The following is a 26,063-nucleotide window of genomic DNA, read 5'->3' on the forward strand; positions in this document are numbered from 1 at the left end:
TTGTCATAAAAAAACCTCATAGATTTTATGATCTGTGAGGTTTGTTTTTTGTAGAAAAATTTCTTTAAATCGTTTGCAGGTTTTTAGAATTTATATTCTCTGAAATCTCTTCTTCAATGCCTTTCCAAAGTTCTAACCGGGCATCAAGCGCTTCTTCTGCCGTAGTTTTTACTTCTTCCCATTTCTTCTCATCATTTCCACAGAGTTCTTCTACCATTCTAAAGGCCATAGGCCCGTGCTCGTCACCATCCAGTTCTATATGACGATCAAAATAATATTTAAATAGACTTAAATCTTCTTTTGGAAAATTCTGCTGCACATTTTCTATGATAGACGTGAACATTCCGGGAATAAGTCCTTCGCGCCCAAAGGTAAAGGCAGAAGCAATTTTATGAGGTTTTTCTTCTGAAATTACTTCAAAGGTATTTTTTAGAAATATCTTAATATTCAGCGGGAGTTTGGTAGCTGCAATCAATAAAAAAATATCGGTGCCGTGAGTAACCTGAAGCAGAAAATCTTTAATCCTGACGGTATCTGCGCCACTTTTTTCCATGGCGTCCAGGTACATTTCAAAATGGCTTTGATGATCGCCGAAGTAATTTACATCGGTTTCTTCCGCAAGTACTATTTCATTGATTAAATAACGAGTTTCGGGATTTCCAATAGGCACCCAGGGATTGGTGGTTTTCGTAAGTTTTTCCTGTAACGCGGTAAGTAAAGACATAAAATCCCACACAGCAAAAACGTGATGCTCCATAAAGATTTGAAGGTGCTCTGGAGTCGTTATTTTTTGATATAAAGAATGATCTAAAAGTTGGTTTATTTTAGGCTGTAGCGCCTTATTTACCTCGTTTATCCTATTTTTCTCTCCCATTTTGCAAAAATAAGATTCTCTTTAGGATTTATAAAATTTAAACATTCATTTAAAACTGAATTAACGCTCAATTTCAGCTTTTTGAAGTATATTCAAAATATGGCGAAACAGTTTTTAAATTCATATAATGTCATTGTTTTTTATTCAAATAAATCAAAAGATTATTTGCAAATAGACGGTGTTGTGGCTAAAAATCCCAAACCGCTTAAAAAAGAATGCTGTGAAAAATATAAAAAGGGCAAACGCTGTAAACGCTGCCCTTGTTTTGACCTCTTGTAGTGAAACCTCGACGTCAAGCTGAACTTGTTTTCAGCTTCTAAGTTGTTCAAATTCTAAGATATTAGATCCTGAAATAAATTCAGGATGACGACTTGAATCAATTTTTATTGAAAAGCAGGAATCCCGGTAATATCCATTCCTGTAATTAATAAATGGATATCATGAGTGCCTTCATAAGTAATTACACTTTCCAGGTTCATCATATGGCGCATAATACTGTATTCTCCGGTGATTCCCATTCCGCCAAGAACCTGGCGGGCTTCCCGGGCAATGTTAATCGCCATTTCCACATTATTTCTTTTAGCCATAGAAATTTGCGCTGAAGTTGCTTTTCCTTCGTTTCTAAGCACGCCAAGTCTCCAGGCCATTAACTGCGCTTTAGTGATCTCGGTGATCATTTCAGCAAGTTTTTTCTGCTGAAGTTGTGTTCCTGCAATAGGTTTATCGAACTGAACCCGTTCTTTTGCATATCGTAAAGCAGTATCGTAACAGTCCATTGCTGCGCCTATAGCGCCCCAGGCAATTCCGTAGCGGGCAGAATCCAGGCAACCTAGAGGAGCACCAAGTCCACTTTTATTCGGCATTAAATTCTCTTTTGGGACTTTTACATTATCAAAAATAAGTTCCCCGGTAGCGCTGGCGCGAAGTGACCATTTGTTATGTGTTTCAGGAGTAGAAAAACCTTCCATTCCACGCTCCACAATAAGTCCGTGGATTCGTCCATTTTCATCTTTGGCCCAAACGATAGCGATATCTGCAAAGGGTGCATTGGAGATCCACATTTTGGCTCCATTTAGTAAATAGTGATCGCCTTTATCTTTAAAATTGGTGGTCATCCCGCTGGGATTGGAACCGTGATCGGGTTCGGTAAGTCCAAAGCAGCCCATAAATTCTCCGGAAGCCAGTTTTGGCAAGTATTTTTTACGCTGTTCTTCGGTGCCGTATTTATAAATTGGATACATTACTAATGAACTTTGTACAGACGCGGTAGAACGTATGCCACTATCACCACGCTCAATCTCCTGCATAATGAGTCCGTAAGAAATCTGGTCCAGGCCAGCACCGCCGTATTCTTCAGGAATATATGGTCCAAAAGCACCAATTTCAGCTAAACCGCCAATTATAGATTTTGGGAATTCTGCCTTTTGCGCGGCATCTTCAATTATTGGGGAAACTTTGCGTTTCACCCATTCCCGGGCGGCATCGCGAACTATCTTATGTTCATCGGTAAGCAGCTCATCAATATTATAGTAATCAGGAGCCTGGAAGTTATCTGTTCTCATTTGTGTGGTGTTTTACACAAATGTAACCAAGCTTTTTAAAGCAAACAATTTTAAGATTATAATTTAAGATAGAAGTCCTTTACCAGGTTTTTGTAGCCTTCTGTATAATTATGTCGTGATATTTCAATAATAAGTTCATTTTCTTCTGGCGTAGTTTCCTTAAAACTGAAGCTTAATAAACTTCTTTTAATTTCTGAAGTTTCATTACCTCGAACTCTCGTAATTTTTTTTGGAAAAAGATTAAATTCCCTTGCCAATGCTATAAAATTTGCTTCTTCTTTATGCGGAATAATAATATTGAATTCGCCATCTGGATGAAGTAATTTGGAAACGCCTTCAGCTAATTCTGAAAAGGGTAAAGCTTCGGAAAAGCGGGCTTTATTTCTGCTTGCGCTTTCTGAAGTGTAATTTTCAGCATAAAACGGCGGATTAGAAATGATGAGTTCATATTTGTCTTCATCCTGCATTTCCTCAACAAATTCATCAAAGGCGGCGTGATAGCAAAACATCCTGTCGCCCCAATTATTTTGTTCAAAATTATCTACGGCCTGCTCGTAAGCATTTTCGTCGATTTCCAGAGCATCAATAAGAAGAGCAGGGGAGCGTTGTGCGAGCATTAAAGCAATTACACCGGTTCCTGTGCCAATATCTAGAATACTGTCTGGTTGATGATCCAGGGAAGCCCAGGCACCTAGTAGAACTCCGTCGGTCCCAATCTTCATTGCACAGCGATCCTGTTCTATTTTGAATTCTTTAAACTGAAATGCTTTTTCTGACATGTTGTAAAAATAAAAAAACCGCTTCTGATTAGAGAAGCGGTTTTAAGTTTATTAGAGATTTCCGCTTGGGCGGAAAAAATAATTTTATTCTCCTAAAGCAACTCTTTCAAAAGCTACTACTTCAAGATCTGAGTCTACAGATTTCACGTAATCGGCAACGCTTTGTTTTCCGTCTTTAATAAAAGCCTGGTTAACTAAAGTGTTGTCTTTAAAATAACGCTGGATCTTTCCTTTTGCTATTTTATCTAGCATATCTTCAGGTTTTCCTTCCTGGCGAAGCGTATCTTTAGCGATCTCAATTTCTTTGTTTATAGTTTCCTGGTCTACACCTTCTTCGTTAAGTGCGATAGGGTTCATAGCAGCAGCCTGCATAGAAACGTTTTTTGCAGCTTCTTCAGCACCTTCAGTTTGTTTTGAAAGACCTGTGATTACAGCAATTTTGTTTCCTGCGTGAATGTAAGAACCTACAAAAGGAGCTTCTAAAGTTTTAAAAGCACCAATTTCTATCTTCTCACCAATTACACCGGTTTGCTCAGTTAATTTATCCTGAACTGAAACACCGTTGTAGTCTGCGTTAAGCAATTCCTCTTTTGAAGAAACAGTTAAGGCGATATCTGCGAAATTGTTTGCCATTTTCACGAAATCATCGTTTTTAGCAACAAAGTCGGTTTCACAGTTAAGAGAGATAATAACACCTTTAGTGTTATCGTCATTTACTTTTGCGATTGCGGCCCCTTCAGCTGATTCTCTATCGGCTCTCTTTGCAGCAACTTTTTGACCTTTCTTACGAAGTACTTCAATAGCTTTATCAAAATCACCATCTGCTTCTACAAGTGCCTTTTTGCAATCCATCATACCGGCACCGGTAGCTTTTCTTAATTTGTTTACTTCTGCGGCGGTTATCTTAGCCATAGTATAGATTTTTATTTAAAAAAGTCGCTTAGAGACCAACTGTTAGGAAAGAAACTAAACGACTTTTTGAATGTTATAAAATGTTGTTTTATTCTTCTTCGTTAGATGAAGCTTTATCTAAGGTTTCTTTCTTAGATTCAAGTTTTACATCTTTCTTAGCTTCTTGCATTGCCTTTTTATCTTCGGCATCTTTAGAAGGAACTTCAGCTTCTGGTTGCTTTACGGCAGCCTTTGGTGCTTTTGGCTCTTTTTCTTCTACTTCTGCTTTTTCTTTTTTAGATTCTTTAGAAGCTTTTCTTTCAGAAAGGCCGTCTACAATAGAATCTGCAACATAAGAAACCACTTTGTTGATAGACTTTGAAGCATCGTCATTAGATGGAATTACGTACTCAACCTCACGAGGATCTGAGTTTGTATCTACCATAGCGAAAATTGGAATGTTTAATTTTTGAGCTTCTTTAATAGCAATGTGTTCACGAGTGATATCAACTACAAAAAGCGCTCCTGGAAGTCTGCTCATATCAGAAATAGAACCAAGGTTCTTTTCTAATTTAGCTCTTAAACGATCTACCTGAAGGCGTTCTTTTTTAGAAAGTGTATTAAAGGTACCATCTTTTTTCATTCTATCTATAGAAGCCATTTTCTTAACGGCTCTACGAATAGTTACGAAGTTGGTAAGCATACCACCGGGCCAGCGCTCGGTAATGTATGGCATGTTAGCTTTTTCAGCTTGTTCGGCTACAATTTCTTTAGCTTGTTTCTTGGTAGCTACGAAAAGTATTTTTCTACCGCTGGCTGCAATTTTTGCAAGGGCATCACCTGCTTCCTGCATTTTAGCAGCACTCTTATATAAGTTGATGATGTGAATCCCGTTACGCTCCATATAGATATATGGGGCCATATTTGGGTTCCATCTTCTTGTAAGGTGTCCAAAATGTACACCTGCATCAAGTAATTCTTTTACTTCTACTTTGTTTGCCATTTTTGTAATAGTTTACTTTCTGTTGAAGATAGCAACAAGTAAGTGGCTGTTTTTTATAAACACGGCCTTACCTGTTTAGATGCTAAACTAACTCCCAATAGCATTTGGGATAACAACAAAATTCTTTTTAATATTAAATGAACTTTGGAATATAGATTCCAATAAAAATTAACGCTTAGAGAACTGAAATTTCTTACGGGCTTTCTTCTGTCCGAATTTCTTACGCTCTACCATTCTTGGGTCTCTGGTCATTAAACCTTCTGGCTTTAACACCGCTCTGTTCTCTGCATCCAGTTCTACCATTGCTCTTGCAAGTGCAAGACGAATAGCTTCTGCCTGTCCTGTAATTCCACCACCGTAAACATTAGCAATAATGTCGAAGTTATCGTCATTACCAGTAAGGTTAAGGGCCTGGTTTACTTTGTAAAGTAAAGGACCTGTGGTAAAGTAGTCTTTAAGGTCTTTTTTGTTAACGCTGAATTTCCCGCTTCCTTCCGAAACGTAAACACGCGCAACCGCCGTTTTTCTACGGCCAATTTTGTGAATAACCTCCATTACTTAAGATCGTTTAAGTTAATAGTTTTAGGTTTTTGGGCAGTATGATCGTGATCAGTTCCTGCGTAAACCTTTAAATTTCTAAATAGGTCTGCTCCAAGTTTGTTCTTTGGTAGCATTCCTTTGACTGATTTTTCGATTAATCTCTCTGGATTCTTTTCGAATAATTCAGCTGCTGTTAGACTTTTTTGTCCACCCGGGTAGCCAGTATGACGAATGTATTCTTTCGAATCCCATTTCTTACCGGTTAAGTTGATCTTTTCTGCGTTGGTAACGATTACGTTATCACCACAATCAACGTGCGGGGTGAAGTTAGGTTTGTGCTTACCTCTTAGTAGCTTGGCTACTTTAGATGATAGGCGGCCCAACGTCTGTCCTTCAGCATCTACGTGTACCCAATCTTTGGTCACGGTAGCCTTGTTGGCTGATACTGTTTTGTAGCTTAATGTGTCCACACTAATTAAATTTACTTATTATTAAACATTCCATTCCCCGTTCCCTCCATGAATCATGTCGGGAAATCGGGGTGCAAATGTACAATTATAAATTCATATAGCAAATCCGAAATTAATTAATTTGTTTTGAGGAACATAGCTGTACAACAGATTTTTAGGATTAAGCTTTTTCATATAAATTTCTAATGGTTTAGAAGGGTATTGAAGCTTGATTCTTACTAATTAATTCTAACTATAATCGATAAAACACACTAAACGAACGTTAAACGATAATTTAAATGTTAATAAAGTCACAAAAATTATTTAAGGCTTCCTATCTTTGTACTCTCAAATTGATTTAGCTATGAAAACCTTACTTAATTTAAAAAACCTTTACGCTGCATTTGGAATGATGTTAATTTTAGTTTCCTGTGAACCTAACGAAGATCACGTAGCTGAAACTGATATTACTGCGACCAATGCGATGGCAACTATAACTCCGGCAGACCTTGAAGGAGAATGGCGGCTTTCAGCAATGAACACCGATACCGTTGTAGATCTTAATAGCGATGGAGTATTTAATTCTAATATTTTACTGGAAACCGATTGTTTTGCTGATATGGGCGTCGTTTTTTCTCCAGGTGGTAATATGACCACTACCAACGCTAAACTGGATTTTAAGTCGGGAGTGAGCAATAATGATTTTGAATGTCTTTCTGGTAGAACAGATACCGGTCTTTGGGATGTTGAAAACCAGAATGAGGAGGAAAGACTTATAATAACTATGACTATTGATGGAGATACTCATACTCACAAACGTGTGTTGGAAAGAACTACAAATACCTTTGCTTTTGAAATTCATAAACTCGAATCTCAGCAATATTATGGGAATCCAGACGGGACCGATGCTCAAGACGTCACCGTTTTATCCTTAGAATACACTAGGGTGAATTAGAAACCTAAACAATCTTTTAATGCTAAGTGTTAGATAAAAAAACCTCGCAGCTTGGGCCACGAGGTTTTTTGTTTCAATTCTTTAGGTGAGATTTAAATCTTAGATCCTGAAACAAGCCCGCCTGGCCGGACGGGCAGGTTCAGGATGATATATTAAAAATTTTACATTTTCATCTCTAATGCGCTTCCAGCCAGTTGTTGCCTTCTCCCAATTCTACATCTAACGGAACTTCCAACTTATAGGCGTTTTCCATTTCGTGCTTGATCATTTTCTTAACTTGTTCAACTTCATCTTTGTGGGCGTCAAAAACCAATTCATCGTGCACTTGAAGCAACATTTTAGTTTTAAACTTCTCTTCAGAAAGTTTTCTGTAGATATTAATCATTGCCAGTTTAATAATATCGGCCGCGCTTCCCTGAATTGGAGCATTTACCGCATTTCTTTCAGCAGCGCCTCTTATCACGGCATTTTGTGAATTGATATCTTTTAAATAACGTCTTCGGCCTAAAATAGTTTGTACATAACCATTTTCCCTGGCAAAAGCTACCTGTTCGGCAATGTAGCCGGTTAGTTTAGGATAGGTTTTATAATAGGTATCAATAAGTTCTTTGGCTTCAGAGCGGGATAAATTGGTCTGATTGCTCAAGCCAAAAGCCGAAACGCCGTAGATAATCCCAAAATTAACGGTTTTAGCGTTGCTTCTTTGTTCGCGGGTTACTTCATCTATTTCTACATTAAAAACCTGTGCTGCAGTAGAAGCGTGAATATCCTTACCGTCTTTAAAGGCTTTTATCATATTATCTTCCTGGCTAAGAGCAGCGATAATTCGTAATTCAATTTGAGAATAATCGGCAGCGAGCAGGATATGGTTTTCGTCCCGTGGAACAAAAGCTTTTCTAACCTGCCTTCCACGCTCAGTTCTAATTGGAATATTTTGAAGGTTTGGATTGTTGGAACTCAATCTCCCGGTAGCTGCGACTGTTTGAACATAATCGGTATGAATTCTCCCGGTTGGCTTCTGTACCTGGTTCGGCAATGAATCTACGTAAGTATTTTGCAATTTTACCAAAGCACGATACATCAATACGTTCTCTACGATCTTATGTTCTTTTACCAGATAAGAAAGTACATCCTCACTGGTAGAATACTGGCCGGTTTTGGTTTTTTTTGGTTTTTTTACCAATTCCATTTTTTCGAAAAGGATTAAGCCTAATTGTTTTGGGGAACTAATTTTAAATTCTTCCCCGGCTTCTTTGTAGATACTTTGTTCCAATTCTTTAATATCGCTATCTAGAGCATCAGAAAGAGATTTTAAGAAATTTTCGTCTAGTTTTATGCCTTCCAGTTCCATTGCGGCAAGTACTCTAACCAGCGGAATTTCAATTTCATCAAAAAGCTTTCTGGTTTCTGCTTCTTTCAATTCCTTTTCAAAGAATTTTTTAAGCTGAAGGGTTACATCGGCATCTTCAACTCCATATTCGGTTTGCTCTTCCAGGGGAACATCCCGCATCGATTTTTGATTCTTTCCTTTCTTCCCAATTAATTCTGAAATAGGCTGTGGACTATAATTCAAATAGGTTTCGGCGAGAATATCCATATTATGACGCATATCCGGGTTAATCAGATAATGCGCGATCATCGTGTCAAAAAGCTTTCCTTTTATTTCAATATTATATTTTGCTAAAACCTTAATATCATATTTAAGGTTCTGACCAATTTTTTCAATCTTTTCATCTTCAAAAAACGGTCTTAATTCTTCAATAAGTTCCTGTGCTTCATCACGCTGTTCAGGAAAAGCCAGGTAAAAACCTTTTCCGGTTTCCCAGGAAAAAGCGATTCCAACCAGTTCTGCTTCCAGGGCGTTTAAGCTTGTTGTCTCGGTATCAACACAAACGCTTTTTTGTTTCATTAAATTCTTAAGAAACAATTCCCTGGCCATTTTAGTATTCAGGCTCTGGTATACGTGCGGAGTATCTTTTAAGGATTTCCTTCCGCCTGTGCTAGCTTCAATTTTTTCTGAATTATCACCGCCAAACAAAGAAAACTGTCCTTCCCCGGCTGTATTGGAAACTTTTTTGGCTGATGGAGAATTAGTGACCTGAGTTTGTTGTTGGTCTTCTTCGCCGCTAAATAATTTTATAAATTGGTCTTTAAGTCTTCTAAACTCAAGTTCATCAAAAATCTCCTGAACCTTCTCGGCATCTGGTTGAGAAAGTTCATAATCTTCTGCATGAAATTTTACATTGCAATCGGTAAGAATAGCCGCGAGCTTTTTAGAAAGAATTCCCTGCTCGGCGTGGCTTTCTACCTTTTCCTTCATTTTTCCCTTTAACTGGTCGGTATTGGCCAGTAATTCTTCCATACTTCCAAATTGCTTCAGGAATTTTTTAGCGGTTTTTTCACCCACACCGGGAAGTCCGGGGATATTATCTACGGCGTCGCCCATCATTCCGAGGAAATCTATCACCTGCTCGGGACGTTCCACTCCAAATTTCTTCTGAACTTCAGGAATACCCCAAATTTCAATTCCGTTACCCATTCTGGCCGGGCGGTACATAAAAATATTTTCGGTTACCAATTGGGCAAAATCCTTATCCGGGGTTACCATAAAAACCTGGTAGTTTTCTTTCTCGGCTTGTTGGGCAAGGGTGCCAATAATATCATCGGCTTCACATCCGGGTAGTACAACTACGGGAATATGCATAGCATTTAAGATATCCTGAATAATAGGAATTGCATCTTTTATAGGTTCCGGGGTAGCATCGCGATTAGCTTTGTATTCAGCGAACATTTCTGTTCTTACCTGGCTGCCTTCTTTATCGAAACAAACGGCAAGATGATCTGGTTTTTCACGTCTAATTACATCGAAAAGGGAATTCATAAAACCCATTATCGCTGAAGTGTCAAAACCTTTAGAATTAATCCTGGGGTTTTTAATAAAAGCGTAATAACCTCTAAAAATCAGGGCGTAGGCATCAACAAGAAACAGGCGTTTTTGAGCAGACATATATTTTGGAATATTATTTTTTCTGAATATCCCAAAACTACAAAGATATTATCATACAGGCTTTAGGCGTTCTTAAAAACTTGTCTATTAAAAATCTAAGCAATTAAGAGAATTAGGCTGCTGCTACTTTTCTTCTTTTATTGCTGTATGCATAATAAAATATGTAAGCGTAGCAAGCCATTACCAAAATCAACGCTACATTAAAATTGAATGAATCGGTTAAGTATCCATATGCCGGCGGAATTATTGCACCACCTACAATCATAGTACATAATACTCCAGATCCTTGCGCTTTATCATCGCCTAATCCGTCTAAAGCAAGGCTAAAAATTGTGGGGAACATAATGGAGTTAAACAATCCTACCGCGATAATGGTCCACATAGCGGCCAGGCCAGCCGAGAAATTTGAGATTAAGATCATACCAATCGCACCGATGGCAAAAATGCTTAAGATTTTTGCAGGATTAAAAATTGAGGTGAGGTAAGAACCAATAAATCTCCCAATCATTGCTCCTGTCCAGTAGAAGGTCACGAAAACTCCCACTACGGCCATATCGCTGGAAGCTGAAACACCTGTGGTCAAGATCCATTCGGCAATGGTTCGCATAAAGGAAGTTTCCCTTACCGTAGCGGCAAGATCAAGGCTCAAGAAATAATTCACCATATAACTTCCCAGTGCAACTTCAGCTCCCACATAGCAAAATAAACCAATGGCGCCTAGAATAAGATTTCTATTTTTTAAGACTTTTCGATAGTCATTGGAGGCCTCTTTGTCACCAACTTTCGGAAGTTTTACAAAAAAGAAAACCAGAGCGATTATAACTATAAAAGCTGCAATCCCTAGAAATGGGGTTTGCACTGCTGCAGCCTCAGCTACTAAATAACTTTCCTGAGCAGGAGTATCCAGAGCTTCAATTTCAGCGCTTGTTTTTACTTTATCCTGAAGAATAAAAAGTGCGCCCAAAGCCGGTGCGATAGCGGTTCCCAGGGAATTAAAAGCCTGTGAAAGGTTCAATCTACTGGAAGCGGTTTTTTCAGGACCAAGAATGGTTACATATGGGTTGGCAGCTACCTGAAGAATAGTGATCCCGGCAGCAAGCGTAAAATAACCTAACATGAAAATTCCGAAGACGCGATAGGAAGCAGCGGGATAGAAAAGGAGACAACCCAGTGCCATTGTACCTAAACCAAGAATAATTCCTCGTTTATATCCAATTTTTGATAAAATATAGCCTGCCGGAATGGAGAGTAAGAAATAGGCCCCAAAAAAGGCGAATTGCACCATCCCTGCCTGGAAATATGAAAGCGTGAAAACCTCTCGAAGTCTTGGAATAAGTGAATCTACAAGAACGGTGATAAATCCCCAAAGGAAGAAAAGTATGGTTACAAAGATAAATGCGGTGCGATAAGATTTTTTCTGTTCCATTTACAAATAAGATTGACTGGGGTTGTTGGTGTTTTTGTTGTCTTGGTATTTAGCATACGAAAAGCCTTCGTGAATGCAATATGAACCTATTTCCCCATTTTTATTTAAAGCTATAAATGCAGCTTGAAAATCTTTGTAATTCGGGTTTTGTTTAATAATTCGCTGCACGGCGATTTCACAGGCTTCTTGTGGACTTTTACCCTGACGCATTAATTCAACAATTAGAAAGCTCCCAACACTTTTCAAAATTACTTCACCCATTCCAGTGGCAACCGCACCGCCAACTTCGTTATCGAGATACAGGCCTGCACCAATAATCGGAGAATCACCCACACGGCCATTCATTTTGTAAGCTAAGCCAGAAGTAGTGCAAGCACCGGCGATATCGCCTTTATTGTCCAGGCAAAGCATTCCTATGGTATCGTGATTTTCAATGTTGATTATAGGTTTATATTCTTTATTTTTCAACCATTCTTTCCACGCTTTTTCCGATTCTTTTGTAAGCAAATTTTTTCGTTGAAATCCTTGCTGAATAGCAAATTGTAAAGCGCCTTCCCCAGCCAGCATAACGTGGGGAGTTTCTTCCATAACTTTTCGTGCTACTGAAACCGGGTGTTCAATTTCCTTTAAATAAACTACGCTTCCACAATCTCCGGAAGGTGCCATTATGCAGGCATCTAAAGTAACATTGCCATCACGGTCTGGCGCACCTCCATTTCCTACAGTAGTATTTTTAAGATTAGATTCTTCTATCCTTACGCCTTGTTCTGCAGCATCTAAAGCTGAAGTTCCTTTATAGAGAAGTTCTCCAGCGGTTTTACTGGCTTCGTGAAAGTTCCACGTAGCTATGCAAATAGGGGAGGGTTTGCCCTGTTTTTTAAAAGTGGCAGCATTTAGATTTAAGCTTCCCGGGAGCAGCCCTGCACCCGCTCCAGCGATTCCAGCAGCTTTTATAAAATTTCTTCGTTTCATTTTAAAATTAATTACAGTTGAAAAGCCGTGAAAAATACTTCTTATTAGTGGTATAGTCAAATATTATAGCTGAACAACATTTCTGGCGCTATTTAGGAGACGAATAATTGATGATTTATGCCTGCCACAGGCGTTAAATTAAACCTAAACGAAATATATAAAGTAATGATTAAAAGTATATTCGCAAAAAATTAAGATTGCTCATGCGCTGGATTATATTCATAGTTTTTTTCTTATTTATAGAGATTTATGCCTACCAGGCTTTAAAAACATTAACCCGAAATTATTGGGTGGTAATTTTGTATTTTGTTATCACGGCGGCAGTATTGGGTAATTTCCTGTATCAGTGGTTAACCCCGGCTGAAGGGAGTGTGCTTACCGGGGCACGAGGCTATGCCTTTGGTTTTTTACTTTCGGTAATGCTTTTTAAACTTATCCTCACTCTAATTATGTTTGGAGAAGATATCTTTAGATTGGGCGCAGGTGGTTTTGAAAAATTATTTTCCTCAAATGGAAGTTTTTCCTTACCCTCAAGGAGAAAGTTTTTAAGTCAGTTAGCGATGGGAATTGCTGCCATTCCGTTGGCTTCGGTTTTATACGGAATGTACCAGGGAAAATATAATTTTAGAGTCTTGCGTTATACTCTTTATTTTGAAGATTTACCCGACGCTTTTGACGGGTATCGTTTAAGCCAGATAAGCGATGTTCACAGCGGAAGTTTTGATAATAAGAAGAAGATAAAATATGGAATAGACCTGCTTAACGAGCAGGAAAGCGATATGATTGTTTTTACGGGAGACCTTGTAAATAATGAAGCTTCAGAAATGGAGCCGTGGAAGGAAATGTTTGGCGAAATAAAAGCGAAAGACGGAGTTTATTCTATATTAGGAAATCACGACTACGGCGATTATAAAGATTGGAATACTCCTGAAGAGAAAAAACAAAACCTGGATACCTTGAAAGAAACCCACGCAAAAATGGGTTGGCAGCTATTGCTTAATGAGCATAAATTTATTGAACGAAACGGTGAGAAAATTGCTTTGTTAGGCGTTGAAAACTGGGGTGCCGGCGGATTTAAAAAAGAAGGAGATCTCGATAAAGCAGGAGCTGGATTAAGCGAGAAAGATTTTAAAGTTTTATTGAGTCACGATCCTTCTTACTGGCAGGAAAAGATAAAAAAAGACCCCAAAAACTATCATTTAACACTTAGTGGGCATACCCACGGAATGCAGTTTGGGATTGAAATACCGGGCTGGTTTAAATGGAGCCCTGTTCAATACCGCTACCAAAACTGGGCAGGAATGTACGAGGAATTTGGGCGTTATATTAACGTGAACCGCGGATTTGGCTATCTGGCCTTTCCCGGTAGAGTGGGAATCTGGCCCGAGGTAAGTGTAATTGAACTCAAAAAAGGCCCGAAACCAGCATAATCTGGAGAATTTGCTATATTTGAGTAAGTGTTTGTTCCGGAAATACTATGAATTGGGTAGAGATTTTAACGCTCATTTTGTGAATTAAGTTGAAGTAATTCTAATTAAAAGAAAAACTACATGTCAAAATTTGGTGAATTAATAGATCTCAATATTCCGGTGTTGTTGGATTTTTATACTGAATGGAACGAAGATTCTAAAGCTATGAACCCGGTGTTACGGGAAGTTGCCGCTTCTTTGGGTAATAAGGTAAAAGTGATAAAAATTGATGTAGATAAAAATTCCCAACTCGCCGAGGCTCTTAGAGTAAAGGCTTTGCCAACTTTAATGATCTATAAATCTGGTGAAATGAAATGGCGACAAAGCGGTGAGCAGGATGTGGCAACGCTGGTAGGTATTCTTAAAGAATACGTTTAAAGCGCCTTAAAATTGAATCCCTTTTCGGCATAGTATTCCAAAACTTTTGGGAGCGTATATTTCAGATTTTTAAAGGCTTTTTGGCTATCGTGGAAAACGACCGTACTTCCTGCTGAAGCATTCTGAATCACATTTTTAAAGCATTTTTCCTCAGAAATTCGTTCGTCAAAATCCCCGCTTAAAACATCCCACATCACTATTCTATAATTCAGTTTTACGAGTTCTGTAGCCTGCGAATTTTTGATTTTTCCGTAGGGTGGGCGGAAGAATTTCTGGTTTATAGTTTCGGGTTTCGCGTTCTCCAGGGCTCTTCTTCTTGATTCTTTGATCTTGGTTCCCGATTCTCGGTTCTGGTCTCTATTATCTCTGTTCTCTGTTCGATTTTCTAAAAGTATTTCTTCAGCCTTAAGCACATTTTCAACATAAGCATTGGTCTTGTTTTTCCAACCGTTGAGATGATTAAAAGTATGGTTTCCTAAGCTATGGCCTTCCGTAATTAATAGCTGAAATATCTTTGGGTTTTTTCTAACGTTATCACCTATACAAAAGAAAGTTGCTTTTGCATCATACTTCTCTAGTTCGGCTAAAACCCAGGGTGTGATTTTGGGAACCGGTCCGTCATCAAAAGTGAGGTAAATGCTTTTTTCTTCCTTAATCTGTGTAATTCGGTTAGGATAGAGTATCCTTAAAATCGACGGATATTTTATGAAAAACGGGTTCATATAAAAAAGCATTTTCGGAAGAAAAATGATTCCAGTTGACTTGTTAAGGTAGCAATTACACTATTTCTGCCACTTAGTGCTTTGATATAAAGTATCCCTGCAAGGCTTCTAAAGCTTACAGGGATATTTTATAATTAAACTCAATTATTCTTCTACTGCAGAATCTATTCGGAGTGTATTATTGCCCTGATTCAATTCCGGATTTATTTCTTCCTGGATTAGATTTTCCTGTGAATCTGTGGGATTTACTTTCTCCTCTTCTCCATAAAAATGACGGAACATTTCAAGGTGCTCATTAAATTCGTCTGCTTTTTCTTCGAGGATTTCTTCATCCTGGTGAACCACTAACAAATCTAACAGGGCACGATAGCGCTCAATATCTGATACAATCTCATTGAAATTTCGATACTGCCTGTCTATATCCCAACTGCTATAATATTCCAGGTTTTCCTGGTAATTTTTAGCAATTTTCTCCCAGATTTCCCTGGCTTTCTCGGGTTCACCAACTTCATAATAGCCGCTAACATAAGGTTCTAACAGGGCGTAATATTTATAATGCTCAACCGGCATATTTTCCATAGCAAGATCAAGAATATTTTCAGCTCTGGTGGTGTCCTGTTCATTCAATAGGTTTTCTACCAATCTGGCAAGATTGCTCCTGTAGGTTATGGAATTTCTACGCGTTTCAGTATCATGGTAAATATCATCTGATCCCATATTACCCCAATCCCAGTTCATTACGATGTCATACATCTTATCGGTATTAATTCGTCCCATATCGTAAGGATTTCTAGGATCTATAGGAGTTTTTATAGGAACCAGTTTGTAGGCCACTCCTTCAAGCTGAAGGTATTCTTTCATCCACAGGAAATCTTCATCGTTAAAGCTTCCCCCGGAAAAGTAAATTGGTCTTTCCCAGTTGTTATTACCTATAAGGTCCAGCATTAGTAGTGTATTCTTGTAAATAACCTGAGAATCTATGTTGATCACAATTTCATCTACAATTTGATCGGCAAACCGTTCATCTACGATCCCATTTGCTAAAACCGTTTCTTTATCTACCGGAATCCTAATGTTTTTGGAGGGAAAAGTACTTATCATCTGGCCGCTTTGCAACTCAGCTTTCGTCCTTGGGTCGTCGTTTTGAATATAATTCAACCAGGTTTTAATTGGTAGGGTGTCTTTGGTGACTTCTCGTGCAAAAACTGCATCGTTAACGCCGTTGTAATCTTCGTTCTCAAACTGAGAAGGAATAGGGTCACTGTCAAAAGCTTTACGTTTCATTTGGTCTATGTACCAGTCGGTAGCAAAAAGGCTGGTGTTAACAACCCGAACATCGGTACGGTAGCGTTCAATTTGCTGTACATACCAGAGTGCAAAGGTGTCGTTATCTCCAATGGTGAAAATTATTCCATTTTCATCTACAGAATCCAGGTACATTTTAGCCATGGTAAGGGTAGAATCTCTCCCACTACGGTCGTGGTCGTCCCAGTTTTCTGAAGCTAAAAGTACGGGAACCGCTAAAATTGAAGCGGCGATTACTATTGGTGCAGCGAGTTTTGGTTTCAGGAATTTTTTGGCCCAATCAAAGAGGGCATAGGCCCCAAAACCAATCCAGATCGCGAAAACGTAAAACGAACCTACTAAGGCGTAATCACGTTCCCGGGGTTCAAATGGCCTTTCATTTAAATAGATCTTTAAGGCAATTCCTGTAAAGAGGAAAAATACCAGCAAGACCCAGAAATTATTTTTATCGCGCTTAAATTGAAAAACAAGGCCTATTAATCCTAAAATTAATGGAAGAAAATAATAGGTATTCCGGGCTTTGTTGTTTTTTACATCGCTGGGAAGATTGTCTTGTGGGCCAACGTGCATCTCGTCTATAAAATCGATACCGCTAATCCAGTTTCCGTGGATATCGGTATATTTTCCCTGGATATCGTCCTGGCGCCCAACAAAATTCCACATAAAATAACGCCAGTACATATAACCTATTTGGTACTCTAATAAATACCCAATATTTGAAGCGAACGAAGGTTTTTCAATATTCAAATATTCCCCAAACTGCCTTAGGAAGTTATGATAATCATTATTATCCAGTTCTCCCTGGGCAAAGCGGTTTTGAAATTCGTTTACTGCGCTTACAAGTCTTTCTTCACCCTGATATTCCGGTTTTATGGTAAAATCTAACGGGCCGGTAAAATCCATATAATTTGCAGCATGCTGGGAACTCCACATTCTGGGCAGAACTGCTTTATGGGAATCATCCAGGTTTTGCTTTGCGTTTTTATAATCGTTTACAATAATATATTCCCCGGCTTCTTCGTCTTTTTCATACTTGGGTTTAGCGTCAGTATAAGGATTGTCTTCATCTAAACCGGCATACATTTCCGAAAACTGCGGGCCGTAAAATAAATGGGTTTCCCCGTATTGTTCCCTATTATAATAAGCTAATAATTCTCGTGCATTATCAGGGCTGTTTTCATTAATAACCGTGGGCGCGTTAGATCTTATAGGAAGCATTACCCAACTTGAAAAGCCAATTAGGATAAAAAGAATACAAAGGAATAAGGTGTTTAGTTGAAAGTAATTTTTCTTACGGGTATAGTTAATTCCGAAGTAAAAAGCAGCCACGATCACTAAAAGCGCGATCACTGTACCGGTATTAAAAGGAAGCCCCAGCGAATTGGTAAAGAACAATTCTGAAGCAGCAAAGAAAGTAAGTGTGTAGGGCAGAAGCAACTTGAAAATAAACATTAGTACAGCTACTACTACAATATTGGCGACAACAAAATTCTTTACCGTAACCTTTTTGTAATTTTTAAAGAAGTATAAAAAGCCGATGGCAGGAATGGTAAGCAGTCCCAAAAAGTGAACTCCAAAAGATAGACCTACAACCAGTGAAATTAATATTAACCAGCGATTACCCCGAGGTTTAAACATATCCCGCTCCCAAAGTAAACCTAAGTAGAACATAAGTGCCATAAGGCAGGCGGCCATAGCGTAAACTTCGGCTTCTACTGCACTAAACCAGAAACTATCGGTAAAGGTAAACGCTAAAGATCCTACTAAAGCACTGCCCAAAACGGCCATTTTATTAGCGGGTTTTAATTTCTCAACCGGGCCTGCAATCTTTAAAACCAATAAACTTATAGACCAGAACATAAACAGCACAGCAAAGGCACTGGCGGCTCCAGACATAAAGTTCACCATGAGTGCAACCTGAGAATTATCTGTTGCAAATGTGGCAAAGAACGCTCCCAGCATTTGGTAGAAAGGCGCTCCCGGTGGGTGACCTACTTCAAGATTTGCTGAGGTTGCAATGTATTCACCTGCATCCCAAAAGCTTGCGGTGGGTTCTAAGGTGAGGGTATAAGTGGTGAGTGCTATTACAAATACCAGCCATCCTAGTATTTTATTCCACTTCCTGAAGCTAAAATCTGTCATTATTGAGTAAAGTTGAGTCTTATGTGGCGAATTTAATAATAAAATTATGAATGCTCGATAATCGAGATTTAAATGCTCTGCGGCCTGGCTCGATGTCAGGATATATTTTCCAATATGCCTATTTTGGGCTTTGCCCCAAGGCAACTTACTAACGGACTTTAAAACGAAATATTTTCTGGAAAGGCTGAAAATAAAGCTGTTTTAAGAATTTAATTTTAACAGATATTATATTGAAAATCAGCACCGATGAAATTAGCTTTTATTTTTTACAAAAAAAGTTTGCGCAATAGAAAGTTTGTTTTAAATTTGCATCCGCATTACAGCAATGGCCTATGGTGTAACTGGCAACACGTCTGGTTTTGGTCCAGAAGAGTCTAGGTTCGAGCCCTAGTAGGCCAACAGAATTAACCGAATTGTGAAAACAGTTCGGTTTTTTTGTTTTTAGGATAGTTTTTCAGGCAGGAAGTTATATAAATACTTGTCACTTGTGGTAATCTTTAAAAACTAAATCCAATTCCAATTTGCAACTGTGAGGTGTATTCCCTCGTATTTAAAGGTGTTTTGCTGTCAAAATAATAATCGTAAATCGTAAAAACTTTAAACCAGTCGGCCAGGGGAATATCCAACCTAAACTGTTCTAGTATTCTGTAATCTTCAAGGTTTTTGTATAGCGGCTGGTAATAAACCGTATTAGTAACAGAGAAATTTTTTGATTTCGAAAGATAGGAAACGGATAAATAAGTACTGTTTCGATGATTATAATTAGTAGTGCCGGCTCTATCACTATACTCCACTTCATACATATAGCTATTCCCAAGATAACCTGAAAAATTTTCGCGGTTCATCCATTTCATTCTTAAACCTGCACCTACAAGATTTCTTTGCTCAACCACCAAAAGTTGGTTGTATTGTCCCTGTAAAAAAGCTTCTAATCTTAATAGTTGATTGAATTTATAATTAAAACGTGTATGCAGAAACCAGGAGTTCTGCAAATTTCCTTCATCAGAATCTATTAACCGGTAATTTCCTAAAAACAAATATGTTTTTTTTAAATCTTTAGATTTTAATTGTGTGGTTAGTGTTCCGTTTACCTGATTTACAGATACGCCATCGTTATTAGAATGGTTAAAAGCAAAATCGGCGCTAAGTACAAACCTGGTAGAATCGGTTTGAAGACGTTTCGTTTCAATATTTACCAGTTGAGCCTGCCCCAGGAGAGGAATAAATAGAAACAGCAAAAAGAATCTCTTAAACATTTAATTTTTTTAGCAAAACAAAGATAAAACTAGAGACTCGCTTCTCCAACAATCAATTTTTTTAAAGTGATGTTCTTGTGATGCTTAACCTTGGTTATAAATAAGAGCATTATTTTCTTCTTTTTTAATTCCGAAATTAAAACTCTGTTTTCTTAATAATTCGTTCAACACTTTGTAATTTAGTTTCGATAAATACCTAACTAATAAACTGTGGCTTTAAAATTTTTTAAAGAAAACGAGCAAATTTTCAATACTTTATTCGAAGCGGCTTCAGAAGGAGTTATCGTAGTAGATAGCCAGCAAATAATAGTTACAGCCAATAGGGCTGCATTAATCATGTTTGGTTACGAAAAGGAAGAACTTTTAGACGAGCATCTAAATATTCTAATTCCTATACGATACAAAGCCAATCACCATGAGCATTTCGATAGGTTTATGGAGTACAGTGAGAAACGACAAATGGGCCACGGCAGAGATTTGTTTGGTGTTAAAAAAGACGGAACACAATTTCCGGTAGAAGCAGGTTTAAATCCTTTTAAAGTAGATGGGGAGCGTTTTGTAATGTCTTTAATTGTTGACATTACAGTTAGAAAAGAAAATCAGCAGCGCATTAGAGAGCTCAATGCCGAGCTGGAAGATAAAATTAAAATACGAACCCGCGAACTTAGACATACGGTAGATAACCTTGAAAAGGAAATTACAAAGCGAAAAGAAGCCGAAAAACGTATTAAACTCGCACTAAAACAGGAAAAAGAACTTAACGAGTTAAAAACAAAATTTCTCTCCCTGGTTTCCCACGAATTCAAAACTCCGTTAAGTGGGATTCTTACCTCGGCAACTTTAGCCGAAAAATATACCCAAGCCGAACAGCAAGAAAAAAGAACAAAACACCTTACCACTATAAAAAATAAGGTGCATTATTTAAATAATATTTTAAATGATTTTCTATCCTTAGAACGTTTGGAATCGGGGAATGTAAATTACAAATACACAGCTTTTAGTCTTAATAAGATGGTAAACGAAGTGATTTACAATGCTAATGTTACTTTAAAATATGGGCAGGAGATAGAATATGATAGTGAGCTGGAAGATATCACCCTGTATCAGGATGAAAAAATTCTGGAACTTATTCTTTCCAATTTAATAGGAAATTCTATTAAATATTCACCAGAAGATTCAACGATCTATTTCCGAATATTTCCTACTGAAGAAAAAATTATCTTTGAAGTTGAAGATGAAGGAATGGGAATTCCTCAGAAAGATCAAAAGCATATTTTTGAGCGCTATTTTAGGGCTGAAAATGCTTTACTGAACCAGGGAACTGGCATAGGTCTAAATATAGTTAAAGTTCATCTTGAAAATATGGGAGGTAAAATCAAATTTGAAAGTGTAGAAAATAAAGGCACTAAATTTACCGTAACATTACCTAACCAAAATAGATAACCGCATGTTTTACGTGAGTGGTCATAGAAAATAGTTTAAAATGAAGAAAATACTTTTAATTGAAGACGATGTAACCGTTAGGGAGAATACCGCAGAATTACTGGAACTCTCAAATTATGAAGTAGTAACCGCACCCAATGGAAAAAAAGGTGTAGATAAAGCAAAAGAAGAATCGCCCGATATAATTGTGTGCGATATCATGATGCCAGAGCTTGATGGCTACGATGTGCTCACCCGCCTTTCGGAAGATCCTAAAACCAAAGGAATTCCTTTTATTTTCCTTTCGGCAAAAACCGAGCATAAAGATGTAAGAAGGGGGATGGATCTTGGTGCAGACGATTATTTAACCAAACCTTTTGAAGAAGAAGACCTCTTGAGTGCTATTGAGAGCAGGCTAGCGAAAGTAGAGATTTTACAAGCGCAAAAAGATGAGGGTGGGGAAACCGTTCAAAATCTGTCTGCTTTTCGCGAGATGATGAGAAACCGGGAAAAATTTGGTTATAAAGCCGGTGAAAATATTTATGAGGAAGGAAAATCTTCCCTGCATTTTTATATGGTAGAGCGCGGGGTGGTGAAAGCTCATAAATATGATAGTCGTGGCAAAGAAATGATTACCGAACTTTATAAAGAAGGCGATTTCTTTGGAAATCTTAGCTTTAATAAAAATTCAGCTTACGGTGAATATACCACGGCTTTAGAAGAAAGTGTACTTTACATAGTTTCTAAAGACGATTTAAGGGAAATACTGAAAAATAACAGTAATATTAGCATGGAGTTGCTTCAGGAAATGGGTGATCATTTAATGGGTGTTAAAGAACAACTTATGGAAATTGCTTACGCTTCGGTGAGAAGAAAAACCGCGCGTACCATTCTACTTTTTGCACATAAAATAAAGAAAAACCCATTACACAGTATTAGAATTTCCCGGGCAGATCTTGCTGGTGTAGCTGGTATAGCTTCAGAAACATTAATAAGAACCCTTTCAGATTTTAAAAAAGAAGGACTTATAGAAATTGAAGGTAGAAATGTAAAGCTCTTGGACGCTGAAAAGTTAGAGGCAATTAGTTAATTTTTACAGAACTGACCGGAGTCATATTTAGGATTGATCTTTCACATTATTTTTGGCCAAAATTAGTGCTGAAAGGTCAAGCCTATGAATATTTTAATACTAACAGATTTTTCTCCTCAGGCTTATAATGCTGCTCGTTACGCCTTGAATTCAGCTTCAGGCTTATCCCAATTTTATGTACTTAACGCTTCTTCTACCGGGGAAGCCACGCAGATAGATGAGGCGCTTTTAGAGTTTGTAGCTAAGCTTAAAAAAGAGCCGGCAGCAAACGAGCATTCATTTTCTACCCTTCCATTTGCCGATAATCTAATAAACGCGACCCGCAAGGTGGTGACCGAAAAAAAGATAAACTTAATTGTTATGGGGGCATCGGGAAAAAACACTTCTAATTTTCAGGGTCTGGGTGGCAATACCTGTAATGTGGTGAAAAAAGTAAAATGCCCGGTACTGGTAGTGCCTAATTGTGATTTCAAGCAATGGGAAAGACTATATCTTCCATTAGATCTTCGTTTTCCAGTACATACTGAGGCTTTACAATTATTGCAAAAATTACCCGTTTCAAAGGATGTAACTTTAGATGTGTGGGAATTTAATTTGAATAATGCTGAGTCACAAATAGAAGATTTTAGATTGCCCAATTATAAAATTTTCCGTAAAACCCTAAAAAGAGAGTCAGATTTTCTGGAAAAATTCTGGCCAGAAGCAAATACAAAAGCCAATATTATTGTGTTTTTTGCAAGACAACTTCATATTACGGAGAAGCTTTTAAACAGGCTTTCGGCTACCGAAACCAGGAACCAAAACCTCCCGGTTCTTATACTACACGGTTAAACTTCTAAAATTAGGTTAAAGTTTGCGGCTAAGCTATTAAAATTAGTCCCTTAGCCTCCTGCTATGTTGCTAAATATAGCAGAAATCCTTATGTTTATGCTTCTTTCAAAAGAAGATATCTGAAAGATTTTATTGGCGTCAAGCTGAATTTGTTTCAGCTTCTAACATGTTTTGAATAATAACAACTTAGATTCTGAAATAAATTTAGAATGACGATTTCAATTTGTTTTCAAACAGTCTTCTTTTTTTATAAAGGGTATAATAAATTTTTAAAAAATAAATTATGAATAAAGACGAAGTATTAAATAGACTTAAAGAAGGTAACGGGCGTTTTACCGCCGATAAAAAAGAAGGAAATTTACAGGATAAATCTCGCAGAGAAGAGTTAACTAAAGGGCAGGCGCCTTACGCAATCGTTCTTAGCTGTGCCGATAGCCGTGTAGTACCGGAGCTTGCTTTTGATACTGGTCTGGGTGAATTATTTACCGTGCGTGTAGCCGGAAATATTGCTAATAGTTCTTCTATTGCCAGTATGGAATATGCTGTTGCCAATCTTGGAACCGAAATTATTGTAGTAATGGGTCACGAAAGTTGTGGTGCTGTTACTGCCGCAATGAGTGGGGGAGACAATGGTTACAACTTAAACCATCTGGTTTCTCATATTGCTCCTGCAATAGCAGCTTCAGGTAAAGATGCACCGGTTAATGATGTAGTGAAGAAAAACGCACAATTAACCGCTGAAGAGCTTAAAACACGTTCTACGATTATAAAAGAGGCGGCCGATAGCGGGAAAGTGAAAATCGTATCAGCTTATTATAATTTAGATTCAGGCAAAGTAGATTTTCTATAGATAGATAATAATTTAAAAAGCCCCATGAGCAAATGCTTTTGGGGCTTTTTTTATACGTGGTTTTCACGAGACTGAAACATCTTTAAATATAAATGTGAAGACATCTTTCGGGCATTATTTTTCGCGCGGTTAGCAAGTTCACCTTCATATAATTCGTCTATAGTTTCAAACCATAAGTTTAGCCAGATTCCAAAATGATAATTGGAAATCTCCTGGTTGTTTTCCTGGTCTACCTTCACGTGAACCTTTTGCGGATTCCCTTTGTAGATCGCTTTAAAAAAGAGGTTACTTTCCCAGAAATCGGTTAATTTCTCGAGATGGGCATCCCAGTCTTTTATCACCTCATTGAAAAAATGACCAATTTCAGGATTCTGCCTTACTTTTTTATAAAATCCGGAAACCAGTAGAAAAATATCTTCCCGGGTTTTAATATCATTTTTCATAAAAATAATTTAGAAAATATTTATAAGAATAAAGATAGACGATATTGCAAGGCTTAGCAAAAGCGTATTAAATACTATTTTTGATTTAAACTGCGCCAAAATTACGGTATTGAATCCCATACAAACAACCACAACAATAAAAAGTTGAAGCATATCTATAAAAGTATGCCCGTTCATTAAAATTAGCATTGCTGCCACAGATCCTAAACAACTGGATGCAATAATACCAATTGCAGAATATCCTAAACTCATTTCTTCAAAATCGGCTAGCAAAGTCTTGTAAAGTTTCATAATTTTTAATTTTAAATGTGGGGTAAAATTAAGGTTGGAGCAATGGAAATCTTATGAGCATAATCATAAGTATAAAAAAAGCCTGGAGAAAATTAAGTTTCTCCAGGCTTTGAAAATCATTATAAGTAATTCTACCTAAATTGATTATGAGATTCTCTCTCCAATTGCTCCCTATGATCTGGATGCGCTATAGAGATAAGTTCTTTTGCTCTTTGTTTCAGGTTTTTTCCGTAGAGATTTACTACGCCATATTCTGTAGCAATGTAATGTACGTGCGCCCTGGTTGTGGTTACTCCGGCACCTTCTTTTAGAAAAGGCACAATTTTGGAAATCCCGTTTTTAGTGATTGAGGGCATAGCAATAATGGGTTTTCCACCTTCAGATAGCGCTGCGCCTCTTATAAAATCCATTTGCCCGCCAACTCCAGAAAATTGATATTTCCCAATAGTATCGGCACAAACCTGGCCGGTAAGATCTATTTCTATAGCCGAGTTTATAGCGGTTACCTTTGGGTTTTGCCTAATTATGGCCGTATCGTTTGTATAGGCTGCTTCTTTAAAATGCACAATGGGATTATCGTCTATAAAATCATATAGATCGGGCGAACCTATGGCAAAACAAGTCACCAGTTTTCCGGTTTTTATTTCCTTATTTGCTCCGGTAATCACTCCCGATTTTACCAGGGGAAGAATTCCGTCAGAAAACATTTCAGTATGAATTCCAAGGTTTTTATGATTTTGCAGATTATTTAAAACCACGTTGGGGATACCGCCGATTCCCATTTGTAGGGTAGCGCCATCTTCAATTAATTCGGCTACGTGTTTGCCAATTTGCTTTTCAATTTCGGTAGGAGCAGTAAAGCTGGTAGCAAAAATAGGTTGATTCACTTCTATGGCGGCATCAATCTGGCTGCTGTGAATAATCCCGTCGCCGTGGGTTCTGGGTACATTCGGATTTATTTGTGCGATTACTTTTTTAGCCTTTTGAATAGCGGGTAATGTAATATCTACCGAAACGCCCAGCGAACAATAGCCGTGTTTATCTGGTGGGGAAACCTGTATAAAAGCAACATCTAAAGGCAAAATATCCCTTCGGAAAAGATTATGAATTTCACTTAGAAAAATTGGAATATAAGTTCCTTTGTTGGAGTTGACCGCATTTCTAACATTTCCGGCGACAAAACACGTGTTTATGCTGAAAGAATCGGCATAAGGTTCTTCGGTATATTTTGCTTTTCCTTCGGTGTGAATTTGTATTATTTCAACATCAGATAATTCATTATAGCGATCGCATAATGCATCAATTAAGGTAACCGGGGTCATTGCGGCACCCTGAATAAAAATGCGATTACCAGAATTTACTATAGCAACTGCTTCTTGTGCGGATAATATCTTTGGATTTTTCAC

24 protein-coding genes and 1 tRNA gene are annotated in these 26,063 nt (G+C 37.8%); 9 read left to right on the forward strand and 16 right to left on the reverse strand.

The genetic code is table 11. The features are described 5' to 3' along the window. Window positions 1-64: 64 nt before the first annotated feature. Window positions 65-874, reverse strand: a complete 810-nt coding sequence (locus LB465_RS04200) for a DUF3050 domain-containing protein (RefSeq protein WP_224467371.1) — start codon at window positions 872-874, stop codon at window positions 65-67. A 99-nt stretch (window positions 875-973) separates the two neighbouring features. On the opposite strand from LB465_RS04200, the gene LB465_RS04205 reads away from it, so the two are divergent. Then, window positions 974-1,153 (forward strand): hypothetical protein, encoded by a 180-nt coding sequence (locus LB465_RS04205; protein ID WP_037318993.1) that lies wholly within the window; start codon window positions 974-976, stop codon window positions 1,151-1,153. Between the two features lie 104 nt (window positions 1,154-1,257). Here the strand turns inward: LB465_RS04205 and LB465_RS04210 are convergent, their stop codons facing one another. The 6 genes from LB465_RS04210 to rplM all read right to left on the reverse strand — a co-directional run bounded on the left by LB465_RS04210 (window position 1,258) and on the right by rplM (window position 6,119). Further along, window positions 1,258-2,436 carry an acyl-CoA dehydrogenase family protein gene (locus LB465_RS04210; RefSeq protein WP_224467374.1) on the reverse strand — a complete coding sequence of 393 codons (1,179 nt, stop codon included), beginning with the start codon at window positions 2,434-2,436 and terminating at the stop codon, window positions 1,258-1,260. A gap of 56 nt (window positions 2,437-2,492) precedes the next feature. Next, complete coding sequence (locus LB465_RS04215; RefSeq protein WP_224467376.1) at window positions 2,493-3,215, reverse strand: tRNA1(Val) (adenine(37)-N6)-methyltransferase; 723 nt, start codon at window positions 3,213-3,215, stop codon at window positions 2,493-2,495. A gap of 84 nt (window positions 3,216-3,299) precedes the next feature. Beyond that, a complete protein-coding gene (gene tsf, locus LB465_RS04220) occupies window positions 3,300-4,127 on the reverse strand; it encodes a translation elongation factor Ts (RefSeq protein WP_224467379.1) in 828 nt (275 codons plus the stop codon). Window positions 4,128-4,215: 88 nt separating this feature from the next. Continuing rightward, entirely contained in the window at window positions 4,216-5,109 is an 894-nt protein-coding gene (rpsB, locus tag LB465_RS04225; RefSeq protein ID WP_224467382.1) for a 30S ribosomal protein S2, read from the reverse strand. A gap of 168 nt (window positions 5,110-5,277) precedes the next feature. Further along, window positions 5,278-5,664, reverse strand: coding sequence for a 30S ribosomal protein S9 (rpsI, locus tag LB465_RS04230; protein ID WP_075325081.1), 387 nt, complete (start codon window positions 5,662-5,664; stop codon window positions 5,278-5,280). Then, on the reverse strand, window positions 5,664-6,119 hold the full coding sequence (rplM, locus tag LB465_RS04235) for a 50S ribosomal protein L13 (protein ID WP_037319005.1): 456 nt from the start codon (window positions 6,117-6,119) through the stop codon (window positions 5,664-5,666). The genes rpsI and rplM overlap by 1 nt, the downstream gene beginning before the upstream one ends. A 343-nt stretch (window positions 6,120-6,462) precedes the next feature. On the opposite strand from rplM, the gene LB465_RS04240 reads away from it, so the two are divergent. Then, window positions 6,463-7,053: a lipocalin family protein gene (locus LB465_RS04240; protein WP_224467384.1), complete on the forward strand. Its 591-nt coding sequence runs from the start codon at window positions 6,463-6,465 to the stop codon at window positions 7,051-7,053. Between the two features lie 175 nt (window positions 7,054-7,228). On the opposite strand, the gene polA is transcribed toward LB465_RS04240, so the two are convergent. From polA to LB465_RS04255, 3 genes are all read right to left on the reverse strand, one after another. After that, entirely contained in the window at window positions 7,229-10,060 is a 2,832-nt protein-coding gene (gene polA, locus LB465_RS04245; RefSeq protein ID WP_224467386.1) for a DNA polymerase I, read from the reverse strand. Window positions 10,061-10,172: 112 nt separating this feature from the next. Beyond that, window positions 10,173-11,486 carry an L-fucose:H+ symporter permease gene (fucP, locus tag LB465_RS04250; protein WP_224467388.1) on the reverse strand — a complete coding sequence of 438 codons (1,314 nt, stop codon included), beginning with the start codon at window positions 11,484-11,486 and terminating at the stop codon, window positions 10,173-10,175. Beyond that, a complete protein-coding gene (locus LB465_RS04255) occupies window positions 11,487-12,458 on the reverse strand; it encodes a N(4)-(beta-N-acetylglucosaminyl)-L-asparaginase (protein WP_224467391.1) in 972 nt (323 codons plus the stop codon). Window positions 12,459-12,661: 203 nt separating this feature from the next. Between LB465_RS04255 and LB465_RS04260 the strand changes: the two genes are divergently transcribed. Together LB465_RS04260 and LB465_RS04265 are read left to right on the forward strand one after the other, a co-directional pair. Further along, entirely contained in the window at window positions 12,662-13,888 is a 1,227-nt protein-coding gene (locus tag LB465_RS04260) for a metallophosphoesterase (protein WP_224467393.1), read from the forward strand. Window positions 13,889-14,008: 120 nt separating this feature from the next. Continuing rightward, complete coding sequence (locus tag LB465_RS04265; protein WP_224467395.1) at window positions 14,009-14,305, forward strand: thioredoxin family protein; 297 nt, start codon at window positions 14,009-14,011, stop codon at window positions 14,303-14,305. Here the strand turns inward: LB465_RS04265 and LB465_RS04270 are convergent. Both LB465_RS04270 and LB465_RS04275 read right to left on the reverse strand, forming a co-directional pair. Next, a complete protein-coding gene (locus LB465_RS04270) occupies window positions 14,302-15,027 on the reverse strand; it encodes a polysaccharide deacetylase family protein (RefSeq protein WP_224467397.1) in 726 nt (241 codons plus the stop codon). The genes LB465_RS04265 and LB465_RS04270 overlap by 4 nt on opposite strands. 144 nt (window positions 15,028-15,171) lie before the next feature. Continuing rightward, complete coding sequence (locus LB465_RS04275) at window positions 15,172-18,474, reverse strand: DUF2723 domain-containing protein (protein WP_224467399.1); 3,303 nt, start codon at window positions 18,472-18,474, stop codon at window positions 15,172-15,174. A 326-nt stretch (window positions 18,475-18,800) separates the two neighbouring features. Here LB465_RS04275 and LB465_RS04280 point away from each other — a divergent pair. After that, window positions 18,801-18,873: transfer RNA gene (locus LB465_RS04280), tRNA-Gln, on the forward strand. A gap of 98 nt (window positions 18,874-18,971) precedes the next feature. Here the strand turns inward: LB465_RS04280 and LB465_RS04285 are convergent. Then, complete coding sequence (locus tag LB465_RS04285; RefSeq protein WP_224467401.1) at window positions 18,972-19,730, reverse strand: DUF481 domain-containing protein; 759 nt, start codon at window positions 19,728-19,730, stop codon at window positions 18,972-18,974. Window positions 19,731-19,940: 210 nt separating this feature from the next. On the opposite strand from LB465_RS04285, the gene LB465_RS04290 reads away from it, so the two are divergent. The 4 genes from LB465_RS04290 (at window position 19,941) to LB465_RS04305 (ending at window position 23,923) form a co-directional block, all read left to right on the forward strand. Then, window positions 19,941-21,173, forward strand: a complete 1,233-nt coding sequence (locus LB465_RS04290) for a PAS domain-containing sensor histidine kinase (RefSeq protein WP_224467403.1) — start codon at window positions 19,941-19,943, stop codon at window positions 21,171-21,173. Window positions 21,174-21,213: 40 nt separating this feature from the next. Continuing rightward, window positions 21,214-22,242: a response regulator gene (locus tag LB465_RS04295; protein ID WP_224467406.1), complete on the forward strand. Its 1,029-nt coding sequence runs from the start codon at window positions 21,214-21,216 to the stop codon at window positions 22,240-22,242. An 84-nt stretch (window positions 22,243-22,326) separates the two neighbouring features. Next, window positions 22,327-23,073, forward strand: a complete 747-nt coding sequence (locus tag LB465_RS04300) for a universal stress protein (RefSeq protein WP_224467408.1) — start codon at window positions 22,327-22,329, stop codon at window positions 23,071-23,073. Window positions 23,074-23,356: 283 nt separating this feature from the next. Beyond that, window positions 23,357-23,923: a carbonic anhydrase gene (locus tag LB465_RS04305; RefSeq protein WP_224467411.1), complete on the forward strand. Its 567-nt coding sequence runs from the start codon at window positions 23,357-23,359 to the stop codon at window positions 23,921-23,923. A 50-nt stretch (window positions 23,924-23,973) separates the two neighbouring features. On the opposite strand, the gene LB465_RS04310 is transcribed toward LB465_RS04305, so the two are convergent. From LB465_RS04310 to LB465_RS04320, 3 genes are all read right to left on the reverse strand, one after another. Next, a complete protein-coding gene (locus tag LB465_RS04310; RefSeq protein ID WP_224467413.1) occupies window positions 23,974-24,366 on the reverse strand; it encodes a group III truncated hemoglobin in 393 nt (130 codons plus the stop codon). A gap of 9 nt (window positions 24,367-24,375) precedes the next feature. Further along, window positions 24,376-24,657: a hypothetical protein gene (locus tag LB465_RS04315; RefSeq protein WP_224467417.1), complete on the reverse strand. Its 282-nt coding sequence runs from the start codon at window positions 24,655-24,657 to the stop codon at window positions 24,376-24,378. Between the two features lie 131 nt (window positions 24,658-24,788). Next, window positions 24,789-26,063: an acetyl-CoA hydrolase/transferase family protein gene (locus tag LB465_RS04320; protein WP_224467419.1), complete on the reverse strand. Its 1,275-nt coding sequence runs from the start codon at window positions 26,061-26,063 to the stop codon at window positions 24,789-24,791.

This window comes from Salegentibacter lacus (assembly GCF_020164555.1).
In the GTDB taxonomy this organism is placed as follows: Bacteria; Bacteroidota; Bacteroidia; order Flavobacteriales; family Flavobacteriaceae; genus Salegentibacter; species Salegentibacter lacus.